Origin of the sequence: Tistrella bauzanensis, assembly GCF_014636235.1 — a bacterium.
In the GTDB taxonomy this organism is placed as follows: Bacteria; Pseudomonadota; Alphaproteobacteria; order Tistrellales; family Tistrellaceae; genus Tistrella; species Tistrella bauzanensis.
This window is the reverse complement of record NZ_BMDZ01000003.1, coordinates 1-19,667: the sequence shown is the minus strand read 5'-3', so window position 1 is coordinate 19,667 and position 19,667 is coordinate 1. Positions and strand designations below refer to the sequence as shown.

The window sequence follows — 19,667 nt, the reverse complement described above, 5'->3', positions numbered from 1 at the left end:
TCAACGATCGATCTCGCCGAACACGATGTCCATATTCGCCAGAATGGCGACGGTATCGGCCAGCAGATGGCCCTTCGACATGAAATCCATGGCAGAGATATGGGCAAAGCCCGGCGCCCGGATCTTGCAGCGATAGGGCTTGTTGGTGCCGTCGGACACCAGGTAGACGCCGAATTCACCCTTGGGCGCCTCGGTCCCGACATAAACCTCGCCGGCCGGCACCTTGAATCCTTCAGTATAGAGCTTGAAGTGATGGATCAGCGCTTCCATCGACCGCTTCATTTCGCCGCGGCCGGGCGGCGCGATCTTGCGGTCATCGGTCTTGACCGGTCCGTCCGGCATCTCCTTGACGCATTGGCGGACGATCTTGAGCGACTCGCGCACTTCCTTCATGCGGACGTTATAGCGGTCGTAGACGTCGCCATTGCGGCCGACAGGAATGTCGAAATCCATCCGGTCATAAACGTCATAGGGCTGCGCCTTGCGCAGATCCCAGGCCACCCCCGAACCGCGCAGCATCGGACCGGTCATGCCCCAGTCCAGCGCGTCATCCGCCGACAGCACACCGATATCCACGGTGCGCTGCTTCCAGATGCGGCTGTGGCTCATCAGGTTTTCGAGATCGTCGAAGCGCTTCGGGAACTCTTCGGTGAAGGTCCAGATCTCGTCCAGAAGCCCGGCCGGCAGATCCATCGACACGCCACCCGGCCGGAAATAATTCGCGTGCAGGCGGGCGCCGCAGACCTTGTCATAGAAGCCCATGATGATCTCGCGGTCCTCAAAGCCCCACAGCAGCGGTGTGGTGGCGCCAAGGTCCAAGGCGAAGGTCGTCATGTTCAGCAGATGATTGGCGATGCGGGTCAGTTCGGCGAACATCACGCGGATGTATTGGCCGCGCAGCGGCACGTCCAGCTTCAGAAGCTTCTCGACCGCGAGCACATAAGCGTGCTCCTGATTCATGATCGAGACATAGTCCAGCCGGTCGAAATACGGCAGCGCCTGAAGATAGGTCTTGTACTCGATCAGCTTCTCGGTGCCACGATGCAGCAGGCCGACATGCGGATCGGCGCGGGTGACGACCTCACCATCCATCTCCAGCACCAGGCGCAGCACGCCATGTGCCGCCGGATGCTGGGGACCGAAATTCAGCATCATCGGCTTGATTGCGGTCTCGGTATCAGACATCATTTCGCCCCCTGCTGCGCCTTCTCGTCACCCGGCAGGATGTATTTCGCACCATCCCACGGGCTCAGGAAGTCGAATCGGCGGAATTCCTGGGTCAGCTGTACCGGCTCATAAATCACCCGCTTCTCGGTCTGGTCGTAGCGGACCTCGACATAGCCGGTGAGCGGGAAATCCTTGCGCAGCGGATGCCCTTCGAAGCCATAATCGGTCAGCAGCCGCCGCAGATCCGGATGGTCGGCGAAGAACACGCCATACAGATCCCAGGTCTCGCGCTCGAACCACAGCGCCGAGTTGAACACCGGCACCGCCGATGGCACCGGCGTATCTTCGGACGCCGAGACGGTCACGCGGATGCGCTGATTGTGCTTGAGGCTGAGCAGATGATAGACGACGTCGAAACGCTCTTCACGCTCGGGCCAGTCGACACCGCAGACGTCGATCAACTGCTTGAACAGGCAGTTGCTGTCATCGCGCAGAAAGGTCAGCGTGCGGGTCAGGGACGTCCGCGACACACGGAGCGTCAGCTCACCCAATGCGACCTTCCAGCCGTCCACTCCGTCGCCGAGGGCTGACGCGACATAGCCGCCCAGCTCCCGGAGTGCGTCTTCGTTGACGTAACTCACGGCATCCGCCTTCTCGTGCCTCAACACAAACCTTGCTGCACCGCCCGACGTTCTGCCGGTCCGCTGCGCCGCCGCTTTTCCCGATGCGAACGCCGATCAGCGCTCAAGCGTACCGGTGCGGCGGATTTTCTTCTGAAGCTGGAGCACGCCATAGACCAGCGCCTCAGCCGTCGGCGGGCAGCCCGGCACATAGATATCGACCGGAACGATCCGGTCGCAGCCGCGCACCACCGCGTATGAGTAATGATAATAGCCGCCGCCATTGGCACAGCTACCCATCGAGATGACATATTTCGGCTCGGGCATCTGGTCATAGACCTTGCGCAGAGCCGGCGCCATCTTGTTGGTCAGCGTGCCGGCCACGATCATCACGTCAGACTGACGCGGGCTGGGCCGGAACAGGAAGCCGAACCGGTCCAGATCATAGCGGGCGGCCGCGGCATGCATCATTTCGACGGCGCAGCAGGCCAGCCCGAAGGTCATCGGCCAGAGCGAGCCGGTGCGCGCCCAGGTGACCAGCTCGTTCAGGCGCGCGGTGATGAAGCCGTTTTCCTTCAACTCATCGGTCGCGGCGGCGACCACACGCTCGGCATCGGCGCCGATCAGCGGCCCCGGTACGGTGCGGGCGCCCGCCCCTGTGTGAAGGCCGCCCGTGTGGACGGTTTCGGTCCGGGTGTCGATCACTCCCATTCCAGCGCCCCCTTCTTCCACTCATAGATGAAGCCCACCGTCAGCACGCCCAGGAAGACGACCATCGACCAGAACCCGAACATGCCGAGGTCGCCCAGCGACACGGCCCACGGGAACAGGAAGGCGACTTCAAGGTCGAAGATGATGAACAGAATCGCGACCAGATAGAACCGCACGTCGAACTGACCGCGGCTGTCATCGAACGCATCGAAGCCGCATTCATAGGCCGAGAGCTTCTCGGCTTCCGGGCGCTGAGGCGCGATAAAATAGGAAGCGATCACGATAACCGCGGCCAGAGCGGTCGCGATGCCGAGGAAAATCAGAATCGGCAGGTACTCGGCCAGCATGGTCTGCATGGGCTTGGCTTCCCTCCTGAGGCGGATGCCGGCCGGTGAAGGCCCGATCGGATCGAACCCTCGCCAGCGATGCTGCGGGACAACCGGGCGGGGCCGTCCAGCTTGCATCCCGTTGTGCACACGCGAAGACCGCGGTGCCACGGGGCCAAGCCGGATGGTCCGCCACAGGTCACCCCGTGCGGCGGCCTCACTATAGGCGAACGTGCTCGCCAACAAAATCCCCATTTTCAGCCACGAATATGTCCCAGCTTTGCGTTGCGGCAAGAGTATCACCGCCAGATGTCACAACGACCGGAGACCCAGGGCTCGGGCTGAAAACAAACAGGCCCGCACCGACGATGATCGGGCGGGCCCACGGACTGCGCGCAATTGCACGCTGGTCTTGATGCGGCGGCGAAAAGCACTCATGCCCTTTGCCGTCCAGAAGACGGTCTTGCATGCGTGAGCACGCGGGTCTTGTCCAGGATCCGGACCATGGCACAGGCCTGATCCGGGCATCGCTGGCGGGAGTGACGGGACTTGAACCCGCGGCCTCCGGCGTGACAGGCCGGCGCTCTAACCAACTGAGCTACACCCCCTTCGGCGATGCGCGGTGTTTAGCCGAGCGGCGGCACCTCTGTCAACGTCTTTCCGCAGGCGCCGGGCCTGCGATGCCGCCGCCGGCCGCCGGTCCGGCGTGTCATGACGCCCCGGCGGCGGTTGTCAGCGCCTGGCTCTGGGACAGTGTCCTGACCGGGGCGTCGCAGGTGGTGAAGGCATATTCGTCGAGCGAGGCGCTGCGCATCGCCCACCAGTAGCGACTGGCAAAGCTGGACCATTGCGCGGTCACCCGACCATCGGCGGTCTTGTACCAACTGTTGCAGCTGCCAGCCCAGACGGTGCGGTCGAGCGCGGCTCTGAGCCCACGATTATAGGCCGCCATGGCCTGGGCCTTGACCTCCATGACCTGACCGCGCCGCCCCTGGAACAACTGCTTCAGGCACCGTGTGATATAGGTCGCCTGAACCTCGTGCATGAAGATGATCGAATTGTGGCCGAGGCTGGTGTTGGGGCCGAACAGCATGAAGAAGTTCGGAAAGCCCGAGACAGCGACGCCGCGATGTGCCTCAGCACCCTCTGACCAGGCGTCATTGAGGTCAAGCCCGCCGCGCCCGGTGATCTTCATCGGCTGCAGAAACTCCGTGGCTCTGAAGCCGGTGGCATAGATCAGCACATCCAGGTCGTGACGCGCGCCGTCGACGGTTTCGACACCGCCTGGACGCAAGGCAGCGACCCGCCGCGTCACCACCTCGACATTCGGCCGTGCCAGTGTCGGATACCAGTCATTCGACAGCACGATACGCTTGCAGCCGGCCGGATAGTCGGGGGTCAGCCGACGACGCAGGTCTGGATCGGCGATATGGCGCCGCATGATGGCCAGTGCCTGCTTCTGGAACTGCTCGCGAGCGAAGCGCGCCCGGCCGAAGACCAGAAAATTCTTCTCAAGCCCCAGAAATATCTTCGCCCGGTGCAGCTTCATCGCCATCGGGCTACGGCGGAAGCGGGCGATTTCGGCTTCGGTATAGGCGCGATCGGGTTTGGGCGACACCCAGGCAGGCGTCCGCTGAAACAGCACCAGACGCGCCGCATCGGCCGCGATCTCGGGCACGAACTGCACCGCACTCGACCCATTGCCGATCACGCCGACCCGTTTGCCGGCAAGGTCGAGCCCCTCGGGCCAGCGGGCGGAATGAAATCGGGGCCCGGCGAAGCTCTCCTGCCCCGGCAGATCAGGAACCGCCGGATGATCGAGTTGCCCGGTGGCGGAAATCACCACCTCGGCGTCGATGTGGCCACCGCCGACGATGTCGATCCGCCACAGGCCGCGATCGTCGTCAAAGCGCGCCTCGGCTACCTCGGTGTTGAAACGGATCAGGCGCCGGATGTCGAAGCGGTCGGCCACCGCCTCCATATAGGCCAGGATTTCCGACTGCCGGGCATAGGTCCGCGACCAGTCCGGATTGGGAGCGAACGAGAACGAGTAGAGATGCGATGGAACGTCGCAACCGGCGCCGGGATAGGTGTTGTCACGCCAGGTGCCACCCAGCTGGGCATGCTTCTCGATGATCGCCACAGGACCGATCCCGGCCCGGTTGAGCTGGATCGCCATGCACAGGCCACCGAATCCGGCCCCGATGATGGCGACCTTGACCCGGGTGGCGTCACCCTCCGGACCAGAAGACATTGCAGCCATGGATCTTTCCTCCTCGCCTTCCCAGATGGCGAGGTGCCCCGGCGATCCTGGCATGCCGCCGGCTTCAACTGCGCTCGCCTTCATCAGTTATAGCGATTGTCGGCAGAATATTAAACGCGTTAGTTGAATTTTTGCTCGCAGAACGAAATATCTCCGATGGCAATCGCCATCATATGAAATGGCGGTACCAGAAGATGACAGCGGCCCGAGATTGTGATGGCAGGTGGTGGTGGGCGATGAGGGGCTCGAACCCCCGACCTTCTCGGTGTAAGCGAGACGCTCTGACCAACTGAGCTAATCGCCCGCCATGGCGGCGCCGGCCGGTTCCACGGCATCCGGCCAGTGTCGGGCCGCTGAAGACGGCACGGCATATCTTGAGCGGATGTATCCTGACCCACGACAACGGCCGCCCGTACATCCTGCACAGGCGGCCGGGCCATGAGCCTGCGGCAGTGTCGCCACAATCAGTCGGATACGTGGACGGCCCGATCCGGCCGCCCATCGCCTGACGTCATCGCCGGCGACGCGTCTCTCGCGGCCGGCGCGGCATGAAATTCGGTGAGGTGCCAGCTTTCTTGCCCCTGGACCTGAGCGGCCTCTCGGGGATGTCTGTTTTTCTTGGTGGAAGAACGGCTTGCGGGCCCCTGGTGACAAGGCCGGCGTCATGCCATCTCCACGGGTCGTGACACAGTTCGGCAGACCCTCTCCGGATCAGTCGTTAACGGCGTCCTTCAGACCCTTGCCAGCCCGGAACTTGGGCTGCTTCGAGGCGGGGATGGTGATCGCCTCGCCGGTACGGGGATTGCGGCCCTCGCTGGCGGCACGGGTCGCGACGTTGAACGTGCCGAAGCCGACCAGCCGGACTTCATCATCAGCGGCAAGCGCCGCGGTGATGGCATCGAACACGCCGTCGACGGCCCGGGCCGCGTCGGTCTTTGACAGCCCCGTGCTGTCGGCCACGCGCGCAACGAGATCGTTTTTGTTCACTTTTCAGGCTCCCCTTCTTGGAGTGGCGGTTCGCACTCACGCGTCGGTGATACGTCGACCAGGGGCGAGTGTAAATCCCCCGGCAGAAGCGCGTCAATCGGCGTCCCGGCCGAAAACCGCACAAATCCGCCAAAAAACAGCCCTCGCGCCGCATTTGGCGCGAGGGCTGCCGGATTTGGTCAACCTTCGGTCTCAAGGATCGCCAGATGCCCGATCAATGGGCACGTGGTCCGGGCGCTTCAGACTGGTCCACGGATTCCTCGCGCGCGGGCTCGGCCGTTTTGCCCTCTGCGCGCTCAGGCCACTCGATCGGCACCAACGGCTTCAAAAGCGCATGCGCCAGCACTTCATCGACATGCGCCACCGGAATGATGGTCAGCCCCTTCTTCACGTTGTCGGGGATGTCCGCCAGATCCTTTTCATTGTCACGCGGGATCAGCACGGTCTTGATGCCGCCATGCAATGCCGCCAGCAGCTTTTCCTTCAATCCGCCGATCGGCAGCACACGGCCGCGCAGCGTGACCTCGCCGGTCATGGCGACGCTGCGGTTGACCGAGATGCCGGTCAGCACCGACACGATCGATGTCACCATGGCGATACCGGCAGACGGACCATCCTTGGGGGTGGCGCCTTCCGGCACGTGGATATGGATGTCCGCCTGCTCGAACACGGTCGGCCTGATTCCATACTCCACCGCCCGCGAGCGGACATAGGACCGGGCGGCCTGAATGCTCTCCTGCATCACTTCGCCCAGCTTGCCGGTGATCGTCACCTTGCCCTTACCGGGCATGGTCACCGCCTCGATGGTCAGCAGATCGCCGCCGACCTCGGTCCAGGCCAGACCGGTGACGGCACCGATCATATCCTCAAGCTCCGCCTCGCCGAACTTGAACCGACGCACGCCGGCATATTTGTCGAGGTTGTCGGAGGTGATCGCCACCGAGGTCGACTGCCCCATCACCAGTTCCTTGACCGCCTTGCGGGTCAGGCTCGCAATCTCGCGCTCAAGGCTGCGGACGCCCGCCTCACGGGTGTAATAGCGGATCAGGTCGCGGATCGCGCCGTCGGTGATCGAGAACTCGCCCTTCTTCAGACCCTGCGCCTTGACCTGCTTTGCGGTCAGATGCCGCTTGCAGATTTCGACCTTCTCGTCCTCGGTGTAACCCGAGATGCGGATGATCTCCATCCGGTCCAGAAGCGGCTGCGGCATGCGCAGGCTGTTGGCCGTGCAAATGAACATCACATCCGACAGGTCGTAATCCACCTCAAGGTAATGATCGGCGAAGGTGCCGTTCTGCTCCGGGTCCAGAACCTCAAGCAGGGCCGATGACGGATCGCCGCGGAAGTCCGCGCCAAGCTTATCGATTTCGTCGAGCATGAACAGCGGGTTGGTCTTGCCCGCCTTCTTCATCGACTGGATCACCTTGCCGGGCAGCGAGCCGATATAGGTGCGGCGATGACCGCGGATCTCGGCCTCGTCACGCACGCCGCCCAGGCTGACGCGAACGAATTCACGCCCCGTCGCCCTGGCGATCGACTTGCCAAGCGAGGTCTTGCCGACGCCCGGAGGGCCGACGAAGCACAGGATCGGGCCCTTGAGCTTGGCGACGCGCATCTGAACGGCCAGATGCTCGACGATCCGCTCCTTCACCTTCTCAAGACCATAATGGTCCTCGTTCAGAACCTCCTCGGCCCACTTCAGATCCTTCTTGACCTTCGAGCGGGTCTTCCAGGGCAGCCCCGTCAGCCAGTCGAGATAATTTCGGACCACAGTCGCCTCGGCCGACATCGGGCTCATGGTCTTGAGCTTCTTGAGCTCGGTCATGGCCTTGTCGTGGGCTTCCTTGGGCATGCGGGCCTTGCGGATCCGCTCCTCGATCTCGGCGCTCTCGTCGCGGCCGTCCTCGCCCTCGCCCAATTCCTTCTGGATCGCCTTCAGCTGCTCGTTCAGATAGTACTCGCGCTGGGTCTTCTCCATCTGGCGCTTGACACGCGAGCGGATGCGCTTTTCCACCTGAAGAACCTCGATCTCGCCCTCGATATGGGCATAGATCCGCTCCAGCCGCTCGACCACGGTCGGCGTCTCAAGCAGTTCCTGCTTCTCAGCCACCTTCAGCGACAGATGCGAGGCGATGGTGTCGGCGAGCTTCGCCGGCTCCTCGATCTGATTGAGAGTGACCAGCACCTCCGGCGGGATCTTCTTGTTCAGCTTCACATACTGTTCGAACTCGGCCACAACCGAGCGCGACAGCGCCTCGACCTCGCGGCCGGCATCCTCGCCCTCGGCGATCGCAGTGGCCTCGGCCTGGAAGAAATCGCCATCCGAAATCAGGGTCTCGACCCGCGCCCGGCTGGCGCCCTCGATCAGCACCTTCACGGTGCCGTCGGGCAGCTTCAGCAGCTGCAGCACGGTCCCGATCGTGCCGACCATGAAGATGTCACCGGCGCCGGGGTCTTCCTGTGCGGCATCCTTCTGCGCCAGCAGCAGGATCTGCTTGTCGCTGCGCATCACCTCTTCGAGGGCGCGCACCGATTTCTCACGGCCGACGAACAGCGGCACGATCATGTGCGGGAAGACAACGATGTCGCGCAGCGGCAGGACCGGATAGGTGTGTGTGGTATGTTTTTCGGTCATGGCCAGTCTCGCATTTTTATCGGATTCGGCACGGCGTCGGGCACGCGGCCTCGGAAGGCCGACGTGCCGCTTTCACGCCACATCGGCCCGAACCCGGGATGAGCCGCGCACACATGCCGGCCGGATGCCGGCCGCTGCCGCCCTTATGGGCCGGCAGCGGCCGAAACATCAACGGCCGGCACGCTCAAGACCGTGCCGCGGCCGGAAGTTGAACGGGGATCAGGAAGCGGAGCCGCCGACATCGCCCCGCCGGTCCGCATAGATATGGAGCGGCTTGGCCCGTCCTTCAACGACCTCGCGATTCACCACGATTTCTTCGACCCCGTCCATGTCAGGCAGGTCGAACATGGTGTCGAGCAGGATCTCTTCCATAATAGCGCGCAGGCCGCGCGCACCGGTCTTGCGGTCGATGGCGCGCTCGGCAATCGACCCCAGCGCATCCTCCGAGAAGGTCAGGTGCACGTTCTCAAGCTCGAACAGCCGCTGATACTGCTTCACCAGCGCGTTTTTCGGCTTGGTCAGGATCTGCACCAGGGCCTCACGGTCGAGGTCGTGCAAGGTGGCGATCACCGGCAACCGGCCCACGAATTCGGGGATCAGACCGAATTTCAGCAGATCCTCGGGCTCCACCTGACGCAGCACGTCACCGGAGCGACGGCTTTCGACCGGTTCGACATCGGCGCCGAAGCCGATCGAGGTCTTGCGACCGCGATCATTGATGATCCGGTCAAGGCCGACGAAGGCGCCGCCGACAATGAACAAGATGTTGGTGGTGTCGACCTGCAGGAATTCCTGCTGAGGGTGCTTGCGGCCACCCTGCGGCGGCACGGAGGCAACCGTGCCTTCCATGATCTTGAGCAATGCCTGCTGCACGCCCTCGCCCGACACATCGCGCGTGATCGACGGATTGTCGGATTTGCGGCTGATCTTGTCGACCTCGTCGATATAGACGATGCCGCGCTGTGCCCGCTCGACATTGTAATCCGCCGCCTGAAGCAGCTTCAGGATGATGTTCTCCACATCCTCGCCGACATAACCCGCCTCGGTGAGGGTCGTGGCGTCCGACATGGTGAACGGCACGTCGAGGATGCGGGCCAGGGTCTGGGCCAGCAACGTCTTGCCGCAACCGGTCGGCCCGATCAGCAGGATATTGGATTTCGCAAGCTCGACTTCGGCGCCCTTGCCGCCCTGACTCAGACGCTTGTAGTGATTGTATACCGCCACCGAGAGAATGCGCTTCGCCTGATCCTGGCCGATCACATAATCGTCCAGGACGTTGAAGATATCCTTCGGCGTCGGTCCGCGATCACGCGTCTTCACCAGCGAGGTTTTGCTCTCCTCGCGGATGATGTCCATGCAGAGCTCTACGCACTCGTCGCAGATGAACACCGTAGGCCCGGCGATCAGCTTCCGCACCTCGTGCTGGCTTTTGCCGCAGAACGAGCAGTAAAGCGTGTTCTTGCCGTCGCCGCCGCTGGACTTGGTCATCGTGTCTCCACTCGTTGGCTCTGCCCGGCGTCCATGTTAGCCGCCGGTCGCACCCGGGCACAAACCCTAAAAAGCGGCAGGTCGGCCGGCAGTGTGCCGGATCGGGAGGACGGCCCCCCGCCATCTGCCGGTTCGGGGGCCCGCACCGGGACACGGAGTTCGGTTTTCGACTCCGCGGTCAGAGGAAATGTAATGCGCCATTCGCACTTGCCAAAGGGGGAAAAAGCACCAGCGTGCGGATCATCCCCCGAACCCGGACATGACGAACCCGCCACCGCGTGTACGCGATGGCGGGTTGCATGTCGGGTCAACGTCGCCACCGCAGCCTTGCCCGAGGCTTCGGCATCCTGATGACGCCATCGACGGCCTGTCGGGCCATCAGGCTCAGGATCCGGCCTCTTCAAGCTTCGGCCGCTGGGCGACGACCGTGTCGATCAGGCCGAAGGCCTTGGCCTCCTCGGGCGACATGAAGTTGTCGCGCTCCATGCCGCGCTCCAGTTCTTCCAGCGGCCGGCCGGTGTGGTGCATATAGATTTCGTTCAGCCGTGCCCGCAGCTTCAGGATCTCGCGGGCATGGATCTCGATGTCGCTGGCCTGGCCGCGAAACCCGCCCGACGGCTGATGGATCATGATCCGGGCATTGGGCAAGGCAAAGCGCTTGCCGGCGGCACCGCCCGCGAGCAGCAGCGAACCCATCGAGGCGGCCTGACCGATGCACAAGGTCTGAACGTCGCAGCGGATGTACTGCATCGTGTCATAGATCGCCAGCCCCGAGGTCACCACGCCGCCCGGCGAGTTGATGTAGAAGGAAATATCCTTCTTCGGGTTCTCGCTTTCGAGGAACAGCAACTGCGCCGTCACCAGGCTGGCCACGCCGTCCTCGACCGGGCCGGTCAGGAAGATGATCCGCTCCTTGAGCAGGCGCGAATAGATGTCATAGGCGCGCTCGCCCCGGTTGGTCTGCTCGACCACCATCGGCACCAGCGTGTTCATATAGGTATCGAGCATATCGCTCATGCGCTTTCCGCTCCCCTCAACAGACATCATCCGGTCGTCACAAAACCCCGGCCGCCGAGACGTTTGCGACCGCTCCCGAAGCCGGAAGCGGTCGCAGACGATATCGCCGACAGGGCAGCGGATCAGGCCTCGGTCTTGGCGTCGTCCGCCGTGGCCTCGGCCTCGTCCTCATCGTCGGGATCCTTCATCAGATCCTCGGCGCTGACGACCTTCTCCTCGACCTTGGCAAGGGCCAGGATGTGATCGACGACCTTGTCCTCGAAAATCGGCGCCCGAAGTGCGCGCAGCGCATCCGGATTCTGCTGATAATACTCGATCACCCGCGCTTCCTGACCGGGGAAGCGGCGCGCCTGCTCGATCAGCGCGCGGTTGACCTCTTCATCCGCCACCTGAACATCGTTCACCCGACCCACTTCTGCAAGGACCAGACCCAGACGAACCCGACGCAGGGCGATCGCGCGATATTCCTCGCGGACCTCGTCCTCGGTCTTCTCCATGCTCTCGAAAGTCTGGCCAGTGCGCGTCATCTCTTCGCTGAGCTGCTTCCAGATGCCCTCGAACTCGGCCTCCAGCATGCCCGCCGGCACCTCGAACTCGTAACGGCCGGCCAGGCTGTCGAGCAGGCCGCGCTTCAGCTTCTGACGGCTGATGCCCTCATAGCGGTTGCGGAAATCGTCACGGATCGCCGCCTTCAGCGCGTCGAGGTTATCGAGGCCCAGCTTCTCGGCCAGGGCATCGTCGATCCCCGCGGTCTTGGGCGCCTTGACCTCCTTGATGGTGGTCTCGAAGGTCGCGGCCTTGCCGGCAAGCTGCTCCGCGCCATAATCGGCGGGGAAGTTCACCTCGACCTTGCGCTCCTCGCCAGGCTTGGCGCCGACCAGCTGGTCTTCGAAGCCGGGAATGAAGGTGTTGGAGCCCAGCACGAGCGCATAGCCCTCGGCCTCGCCGCCCTGGAAGGCCTCGCCATCGACGAAGCCCTTGAAGTCGATGACCACCTGGTCGCCGTTCTCGGCGGCGCGATCCTCGACCGCCTCGAATTCCTGATTGGCCGAGGCGATACGCTCCAGCGCCGCGTCGACTTCCTTGTCCTCGACCTCGGCTGCCTCGCGGACCAGTTCGACATCGGAGAAATCGCCCAGCTCGAAATCGGGCATGATCTCGACGACCATGGTGTATTCCAGATCCTGACCCTCGTCGAAGGCCGTGATCTCGATCTTGGGCTGCGTCGCCGGGCGCAGGTCGTTCTTCGCCAGAACCTCACGCGAGGTCTCGTTGACCGACTCCTCAAGAACCTCGCCCATCACCGAGGCGCCATAGCGCTGCTTGACCACCTTCGCCGGGATCTTGCCGGGACGGAAGCCAGGCATCTTGATGGTGGCGCTGATCGAGGCGATTCGGCTGTCGATCTTCTCGTTGATCGACGTGGCCGGCACGACGACCTTGTATTCGCGCTTGAGCCCTTCGGCGTTGGTCTCGGTGATCTGCATCAAAACGGTCTCACAGGGTCGGTTGACTGCGGCAGCGCCTGCCCGTCGCGGGGGACGGGATTTCGTTGCCGGCGGCCGTTGACGGGCCGCGGCAGGCAGGCGCCGGGTGCGCGAAGAGGCGTGTTCGCAGGCGGTCAGGCTCCACGACACGGGCGGCAAGCATGTGGCACGAAAATGCCCCGCTTCGCAAGCCCTATACGCGGCAAAGCCGGTGCCGGCGGGCTTGAATGGCCCGCCGGCACCGGCTGTCCGCCCGCTCCGGCCCGCGGAGCAAAGATCAGGTGACGGCGAACACCGTGTAGCTGGTGGCGGTTGCGTTCCAGGCCCCCTTGACGATCACGTCACGCCCAGAGATTTCCACCAGATCCGACCCGGCGCTCGCCATGGCAGAGACCGACATCGACCGCCCGCGATCGGTTCCTGTCGTGATCGACACCATGACGAAGACCGGCGCGAAGCGCAGAGTCAGGGTCTGCGATGCCGTGCCATCGCCGTCATAGGCGAGCACGGCACGGCTGGTATCGGTCACGGCCTGGCGCATGGCCGTGGTCAGTTCGTGGGTGCTGATGCCATCCGGCAGAATATTGTCGCGGACCACCAGCCCGGACACAGCGGCGCTCGTCGTCGCCAACCCGATCATCGGCGGGTTCCGCAACATGCTCGGATTGTCGACCATGTTTTCCGAGATGATCAGGCCATCGACCGGGTCGTTGATCCGGACGACATAGCGCTGGCTCTCGGTCGATACGTCGTTCGCCAGACAGACGTCCTTCATCACGTTGCCGCGAAAGGCGACATTGGTGCACCCCGTGCCCAGAGACAGCACGTCGCGGGTCACACGCTTGAAGTGATTGCCATCGATCGAGACATTGCTGACACCCGACAGAAGCACGCCCCCCAGAATTTCGCGCGTCTGACCTTCGCCATTATCGACCATGCCATAGAACATGTTGTCGGCAATACGGACATTGTCGCCGCCAGAGACTGAGAACAGGAAATTCGGTGCCACGGAGTGAATCAGAATATTGTCCGAGAAGATCGATTCATTGGCAGTGCCTTCGAAGATACGGCAGTTCGTGTCGATATAGTTGCCGATGAACTGGATGCCGTGAATGTTCGCTTTGTTCCAGCCGATATTCCGCACCAGATAGCCACCCGAACCGGCATGGAAGCGATTGTCCCGGATCATATAAGCGCGCATGCCACCCAGCAGCTTGTTGTCGAAATTCGGCCCCGGATTGAACTTGGCGGGATCCGGGTCTTCGGCATCTTCCGGATCCTGCTCGTCGGGCCAGTCGATCTCGATCCCATGGGTAAACGACACGAGGTTGCATTGCGTGACATTCAGGCCACGGCCCTTGATCCGGATCAGCGTTTCCCCACGCCCGATCGCACAATTCGTAATCTTGAGATCGACATCACCATTGTTCTTGCCGTCGGGCGTCACCTGATAGTCTTCTTCGGCAAAGATGACCAGGGTGTCGGCCTCCAACTGGCTCCGGCCGATGACGATGAAGTTTTCGAGGCAGACGGCATGAGCCCGGATGTTGAGGACGATGGGCGCCGTCGAGCCAGTCGACATCATGATGGCCGCGCGCGAGGTGGTGCCGGGGCCCATCAGGCCGAAGATCCTCTGGCCGCGCGTGTTCACATTGATCGTATCGGACACGAGGTAACGCGCTACCAGCAGCACGTCCTTGCCGCTGTCCAGCGCCGCCTGCACGGCCGCGGTGTCATCGGCAGAGCCGTCCCCCACTGCGCCAAAATCGCCTGGCGTCACATATTCAGCGAGTTTGGTGGTCAGAATACGAGACACGCCACCGGTAAATGGGGCAACATAGGTCACATCATTTGAAGACGTCGGCACGTCAGCTCTCCTTTGAAGTCAGGTATCGCCGCGACATTAAATATGTCTTGAGGCGTTCTGCTTCACAAAGCTAACGGCAATGCTTCTTCCGGTCGCACTATCAATAGTTGCAACATGTTGCGGCACGACATGCCGGGCTCTTCCCGGTGCGCCTGCGATCGTCGGATACCGGCTGTTGCGCGAACCCATAAGTGCGCAGGCCCACATGCGCATGCCCGCAAACGCGGGCGGCCCGGCTCATCCCCCGGCGGCGGCACCTCGGCGGCGCGCGGGGCTTCAAGTGGTGCGGACGGTGGGACTTGAACCCACACATCTCTCGATACGAGAACCTAAATCTCGCGCGTCTGCCAATTCCGCCACGTCCGCGAACCGGCCGAGCATATAGCACGACCGGCCACCCGGCTTCCAGAGGTCGTGAGCGATCAGCGCAGCAGACCGCGCACGGCCGATCCGGCGCGGACCTCGTGGGTGCCGGTATAGGCCTCGTGGTTGTCCTCGATCTCGCCCTGCTTGTAGAGATAGTTGACCATCATGCCAGCCGACTGGCGCTGGCCCTTGTCGCTCATATCGGCGCGCCAGTTGATCCGCTCCACCCGCGCACCATTCGACAGATGGAAATGCGCGACACCGTCGCGGGCGCGGTTGCGGGTCTTCTCCTGCGTGATATAGCGCGCGGCCAGCCGGGTCAGCGGCAATTTCAGGGCGTCCGCAAGCGCCGGCTCGGACGGCCAGTCGCATGCCAGCGCCCGGGCCAGCGGATCGGTCCCCTCCGCAGCCGGCAGGGTCTTGCCCTCGGCGCCGACCGTCGGCCTGGACAGCGCCGTGCGCAGCCGGCCCCGCTCGGTGTCGCTCAACAGGCCGGCATCGCCCGCGGCCAACCGCTCGTCCAGCCAGGCGCGGAAGCCGGGGATCGGCGACAAGGTGGCGAAGGTCTTCAGCCCGGGCAGATCATGGGACAGATCCTCCACCACCCGCTTGATCAGGAAATTGCCGAAGCTGAAGCCGGCAAGGCCCTTCTGGGCGTTGGAGATCGAATAGAAGATCGCGGTGTCGGCGCTGGCCGGATCGCCCGTGGGGGCCGCTTCGTCCAGAAGCGTGTGAACATTATCGGCCAACCCCTTGACCAGTGCCACTTCCACGAAGATCAGCGGTTCGCGCGGCATCTTCGGATGGAAGAAGGCATAGCAGCGGCGATCGCTTTCCAGGCGGTTGCGCAGATCCGACCACGAGCGGATCTCGTGCACCGCCTCATACTCGATCAGCTTTTCGAGCAGCGCCGCCGGCGCGTCCCAGGTGATGCGGGTCAGGTCCAGAAGGCCGATGTCGAACATACCCGACAGCACCTCGCGCAGCTCATGCTCCATCCCCCGCAGCGCCGGCGCACCACGGGTCAGCGGCAGAAGATCGGCCCGCAGGTCGACTAGAAACTTGACGCCTTGCGGCAAGCTGCTGAACTGGCGCAGCAATCTTGCCCGAGGGCTGACCAGCGTCTCGCGCAGCCGCTCCAGCGCCTCCACCCGCGCCGACGCATCGGCCGCGTCCCGCACCGTTGCCATGGCTGCATCCAGGGCTTCGCGCGGCACATCGAATTCACGCGCCAGAACGGTGAGAAAATTGGCGCGTCCGGTCTGGTTCAGGCCGAGATAGACCTGCCCCAACTCCGCCGTCCGCGCCCGCGCGGAGACCTCGCCGCCCGCCGCGTCCAGCGACTGGCGGATCAGGCCACGAATGCGGTCCAGATCCTCGGCCGGCAATGCCGGACGGATCGGTGCCCCGATCCGCGCACGCGCGTGCTGCGACACATCGCGCCACAACCGGTTCAGCCGGTCGAGGGTCCGATCGAAGAAGCCGGCGCCGTCCGAGCCTTCCTCCGGCACGCCATCGCCCTCGATGACCTGCCCGGCAAGCGCCGGCACGGCGACGGTCATCTGCCTGGTCGCCTCCCCAGGCGGCACCGGCACGGCGTCACTGGCATCGGCCGTCGGCAGTGCCGGGGCCTGAACGCCGGTGGCGGCGCGGACATTGGTGGACCGGCTGGATGCGGCGGAGGGTGCTGCGGTCTCGGTCACGGAGGCTCTCCACTGTTGGCGCACCCGCCCCACCGGACGGGCACCTCTCCATGATCAGGGATGCGGACCCGGGCGTTCAAGTCTTGACAGCGCGCCGATGTGTGAAGCGTGCATGACGCCCGGCGATCCGCTGCGGATCAATCACCGTCCAGCCCGAAGCCCAGCGCGTCCAGACCGTCATCATCCAACGGCGCCACCGCCTGCAGAACCCGTGGCAGCATGCCGGCGATGTCTTCAGCGATCATCCCGCGCGGCAGCAGACGGGCGGCGGCGCCATGCAACCAGACGGCCGCGGCCGCCGCCTCGAACGCGGCCATGCCCTGGGCCAGAAGGCCGCCGGCGATACCGGCCAGCACGTCGCCCGCCCCCGCGGTCGCCAGCCGCGCCGGCGCATTGCCATTGATCGCCAGACGCCCGTCCTCCGGGCCGGCGATCACCGTGTCGGCGCCCTTCAGGACCACGACAGCGCCGCAACGGTCCGCCGCGGCGCGCACCCGCTCGATCCGGGTGCCGCCATCCGCCACAAGATCGGGGAACAGCCGGCCGAACTCGCCGCCATGTGGGGTGATCACGACACGCGCCCCGCGAGCGGTGGCGGCACGGATCTGGCTGAACAGGTCGGCAGCGCTGTCTTCGAACGCGGTCAGGGCATCGGCATCCAGAACCAGCGCTGGAAGGCAGGCGATGGCCCGGCGGACCCAATCGCGGGTCAGCGCATCCACGCCCTGTCCGGGCCCCAGCACGGCCGCCGCGACCCGCCGGGTCTGCAGCATCCGCTCGAACGCCTCCGGCGTCGGCACCACCCGCGTCATCACCGCCGGATCGGTGCCGGCGAAAATCGACATCGCATCCGACAGGCAGGCAACCGTCACCAGCCCTGCTCCGGCCCTGAGGCCGCCATGCGCCGCAAGTCGGGCGGCACCGGCGGTTTCGGGCGGCCCTCCGGCCACCACCAGGTGACCGCGGCGATATTTATGGTCGCCGGCCGCCGGTGCCGTCAGCGCGGCCTGCCAGAGCGGCGGGCGATTGATCGCGATCCTGGGCCCGATCGGCCGCAGAACCGCCGGCGGGATGCCGATATCGGCAATCACCAGCCGGCCGCGCAGATCGCGCCCGGGCAGCAGCCAGTGGCCGGGCTTCGCCCGAAAGAACGACACGGTCAGCGCCGCCCTCACCGCCATGCCGCGCACCTGTCCGTCATCGCCGGATACGCCGCTCGGGACATCGACGGCCACCACGGGCAGATCCCGCGCCTGCACCAGAGACAGCAGCCGCGCCGCCTCGCCATCCACCGGCCGCGCCAGTCCGGCGCCGAACAGCGCATCGATCACCACCGGTACCGCTGCGTCATCAGAGGTCGACCTCAGCCGGTCTTCTGCCTGCGAAAGCGGCAGCACCCTGCCCGTCCAGCGGTCAGCCGCCAATCGGGCGTCGCCAGCCAACCGGTCGGCGGCCACCAGCGACAGGATATCGACCGGCCACCCGGCCTCGGACAGCGCGCGGGCCGCGATCCAGCCGTCACCGCCATTGTTGCCGGGGCCCACCAGCGCCACCACGCGCCTGGGTTGCGGACCGAAGGCAGCGATGACTTCGCGGGCCACAGCCTGCCCCGCCGCCTCCATCAACGCGGATCCCGCGATGCCGCCCGCGATGGCGGCCCGGTCGGCGCGGCCCATCTCGTCGCAGGTGAGCAGTTCATATGACATCGGTCAGGTGCCTTCCGTGCGGATGAAGCGGGCCGTGCGAATGACGCGGGTCGATCGGCCGTTTGAGACGGGCATACCTGCAACAATCGTCACCGGTGGGCCGCTGCCGCATCTTCCTCATGCCGGCCGGCTTTGACAAGAATTGTGCCCGCCACATAAAGTCGTTGAACACATATCCCAACCCGCGGAGGCCACGGAACGATGGCGACCATACCGCCCTGGAGCGTGAAGGGTGTCGACCGCGACACCCGCGAGATCGCCAAACGAGCGGCCCAGGCCAGCGGGTTGACGTTGGGCAGCTGGGTCGCGGATGCGATCCGCACCTATGCCGAGGCCCAGGCGGTCCATGCGGCAGAGATGAACGGCGATGAGGCGGTCTCGGCGGGCGACATGCCGATGCCCCGCCCGGCCTCGCGCCTGGCGCTTTCGGTGCCCGACGACGCGGCCACCATCGATGATGGCCGCGTCGCGGCGCTCGAAGACCGCGTGGCCCGGCTGGAAGCCGATATGGCGGAACACCGCGAGCGTTCGGAACACGCCCTTGCCGATCTGGCGCGCGGCTTCGTGGTCCTGGCGGATCGCACGGGTTCGCCGGTGAAATAACGCCATGCAGAGCCCGGCCCTGCGCATTCTGGTGTGGAACCTGAAGCGCCCGGATCATCGGCGGTTGGCGGCGGTCGCGGATGTGGTCGCCACCCAGGGGGTCGACCTGCTGATCGCACAAGAGGCCTGCGCATGGCACAAGGACGCCCTTGTCGACCATCTGGGCGGCGTCGCCGCGTTCACGCCGGCCTTCCCGCGGCATGATGGCTGGGAAGGCCATCTGCTGTGGCGCCGCCAGCCCGGCACACGCCAGGATGGTGATGGCGATGCCGGCCCCGTTCAGCGCGGCCCCGTTCAACGCCTGGCGCTTGGCGGCTGGCCCTGGCCACGGGTGGCACAGATATTCCGGCTATGGCCCGGCGGCCCGGTGGCGGCGGGCGTGCAGCTTTCTCATCCCCCGGGCGCTCAGCGCCGGCAACTGGCCATCCTCGCCGGTCATCACCCGATGCTGATCGCCGGCGATTGCAACCTGGTGGGGCGGTTGCGGCTGCCGGGCTACCGCGATGTCACGCCGGCCACCGGCAGCTTCAGGCTGGGGCCGGTGCGGCTGCGGCTGGACCGGGTGCTGCTGCGAAATGATTGCGGCGGCGTCGCGGTCGATCACCTGCCGCATCAGGGCCTGTCGGATCACGACGCCCTGCTAGCATTACAGTTGCGTATTTCCTAAAGTTCTGAATCAATGGGTGACCATGATTCGGAGGGTCATGGAATGTCTGGTTCG

The 19,667-nt window shown here is 64.6% G+C and carries 15 protein-coding genes and 3 tRNA genes; 2 read left to right on the top strand and 16 right to left on the bottom strand.

Annotated elements, in window-relative coordinates; all coding sequences use genetic code 11:
• The 16 genes from IEW15_RS02260 to IEW15_RS02185 form a co-directional block, all read right to left on the bottom strand.
• Nucleotides 1-1,188 (bottom strand): NADH-quinone oxidoreductase subunit D, encoded by a 1,188-nt coding sequence (locus tag IEW15_RS02260; protein ID WP_229707754.1) that lies wholly within the window; start codon nt 1,186-1,188, stop codon nt 1-3.
• Nucleotides 1,185-1,808, bottom strand: coding sequence for an NADH-quinone oxidoreductase subunit C (locus IEW15_RS02255; RefSeq protein ID WP_188574468.1), 624 nt, complete (start codon nt 1,806-1,808; stop codon nt 1,185-1,187). Before IEW15_RS02255 ends, IEW15_RS02260 begins: the two co-directional genes overlap by 4 nt.
• Before the next feature lie 96 nt (nt 1,809-1,904).
• The gene (locus IEW15_RS02250; RefSeq protein WP_229707753.1) at nt 1,905-2,498 is read right to left on the bottom strand and encodes a NuoB/complex I 20 kDa subunit family protein; all 594 of its coding nucleotides are present in this window, start codon (nt 2,496-2,498) and stop codon (nt 1,905-1,907) included.
• A complete protein-coding gene (locus IEW15_RS02245; protein WP_188574466.1) occupies nt 2,489-2,854 on the bottom strand; it encodes an NADH-quinone oxidoreductase subunit A in 366 nt (121 codons plus the stop codon). Before IEW15_RS02245 ends, IEW15_RS02250 begins: the two co-directional genes overlap by 10 nt.
• A gap of 501 nt (nt 2,855-3,355) precedes the next feature.
• Nucleotides 3,356-3,432 (bottom strand) — tRNA-Asp (locus tag IEW15_RS02240).
• 101 nt (nt 3,433-3,533) lie between these two features.
• Nucleotides 3,534-5,087, bottom strand: a complete 1,554-nt coding sequence (locus tag IEW15_RS02235) for a flavin-containing monooxygenase (RefSeq protein WP_229707752.1) — start codon at nt 5,085-5,087, stop codon at nt 3,534-3,536.
• A gap of 227 nt (nt 5,088-5,314) precedes the next feature.
• A tRNA-Val gene (locus IEW15_RS02230) sits at nt 5,315-5,391 on the bottom strand.
• 407 nt (nt 5,392-5,798) lie between these two features.
• Complete coding sequence (locus IEW15_RS02225; RefSeq protein ID WP_188574464.1) at nt 5,799-6,074, bottom strand: HU family DNA-binding protein; 276 nt, start codon at nt 6,072-6,074, stop codon at nt 5,799-5,801.
• A 214-nt stretch (nt 6,075-6,288) separates the two neighbouring features.
• Complete coding sequence (lon, locus tag IEW15_RS02220; protein ID WP_188574462.1) at nt 6,289-8,709, bottom strand: endopeptidase La; 2,421 nt, start codon at nt 8,707-8,709, stop codon at nt 6,289-6,291.
• Between the two features lie 219 nt (nt 8,710-8,928).
• Entirely contained in the window at nt 8,929-10,197 is a 1,269-nt protein-coding gene (gene clpX / locus IEW15_RS02215; RefSeq protein WP_188574460.1) for an ATP-dependent Clp protease ATP-binding subunit ClpX, read from the bottom strand.
• A 384-nt stretch (nt 10,198-10,581) separates the two neighbouring features.
• Nucleotides 10,582-11,214, bottom strand: coding sequence for an ATP-dependent Clp endopeptidase proteolytic subunit ClpP (gene clpP, locus IEW15_RS02210; RefSeq protein WP_188574458.1), 633 nt, complete (start codon nt 11,212-11,214; stop codon nt 10,582-10,584).
• A 122-nt stretch (nt 11,215-11,336) separates the two neighbouring features.
• Nucleotides 11,337-12,701, bottom strand: coding sequence for a trigger factor (gene tig / locus IEW15_RS02205; RefSeq protein WP_188574456.1), 1,365 nt, complete (start codon nt 12,699-12,701; stop codon nt 11,337-11,339).
• Between the two features lie 277 nt (nt 12,702-12,978).
• Nucleotides 12,979-14,568, bottom strand: coding sequence for a hypothetical protein (locus IEW15_RS02200; RefSeq protein ID WP_188574454.1), 1,590 nt, complete (start codon nt 14,566-14,568; stop codon nt 12,979-12,981).
• 281 nt (nt 14,569-14,849) lie between these two features.
• Nucleotides 14,850-14,934 (bottom strand) — tRNA-Leu (locus tag IEW15_RS02195).
• 56 nt (nt 14,935-14,990) lie between these two features.
• Nucleotides 14,991-16,637, bottom strand: a complete 1,647-nt coding sequence (locus IEW15_RS02190; protein ID WP_229707751.1) for a malonyl-CoA decarboxylase — start codon at nt 16,635-16,637, stop codon at nt 14,991-14,993.
• 137 nt (nt 16,638-16,774) lie between these two features.
• On the bottom strand, nt 16,775-18,343 hold the full coding sequence (locus IEW15_RS02185; RefSeq protein ID WP_229707750.1) for an NAD(P)H-hydrate dehydratase: 1,569 nt from the start codon (nt 18,341-18,343) through the stop codon (nt 16,775-16,777).
• Nucleotides 18,344-18,544: 201 nt separating this feature from the next.
• Between IEW15_RS02185 and IEW15_RS02180 the strand changes: the two genes are divergently transcribed.
• Both IEW15_RS02180 and IEW15_RS02175 read left to right on the top strand, forming a co-directional pair.
• Nucleotides 18,545-18,946 carry a hypothetical protein gene (locus tag IEW15_RS02180; protein ID WP_188574452.1) on the top strand — a complete coding sequence of 134 codons (402 nt, stop codon included), beginning with the start codon at nt 18,545-18,547 and terminating at the stop codon, nt 18,944-18,946.
• A 4-nt stretch (nt 18,947-18,950) separates the two neighbouring features.
• Nucleotides 18,951-19,613 carry an endonuclease/exonuclease/phosphatase family protein gene (locus IEW15_RS02175; protein ID WP_188574450.1) on the top strand — a complete coding sequence of 221 codons (663 nt, stop codon included), beginning with the start codon at nt 18,951-18,953 and terminating at the stop codon, nt 19,611-19,613.
• The last annotated feature ends 54 nt before the right edge of the window (nt 19,614-19,667 follow it).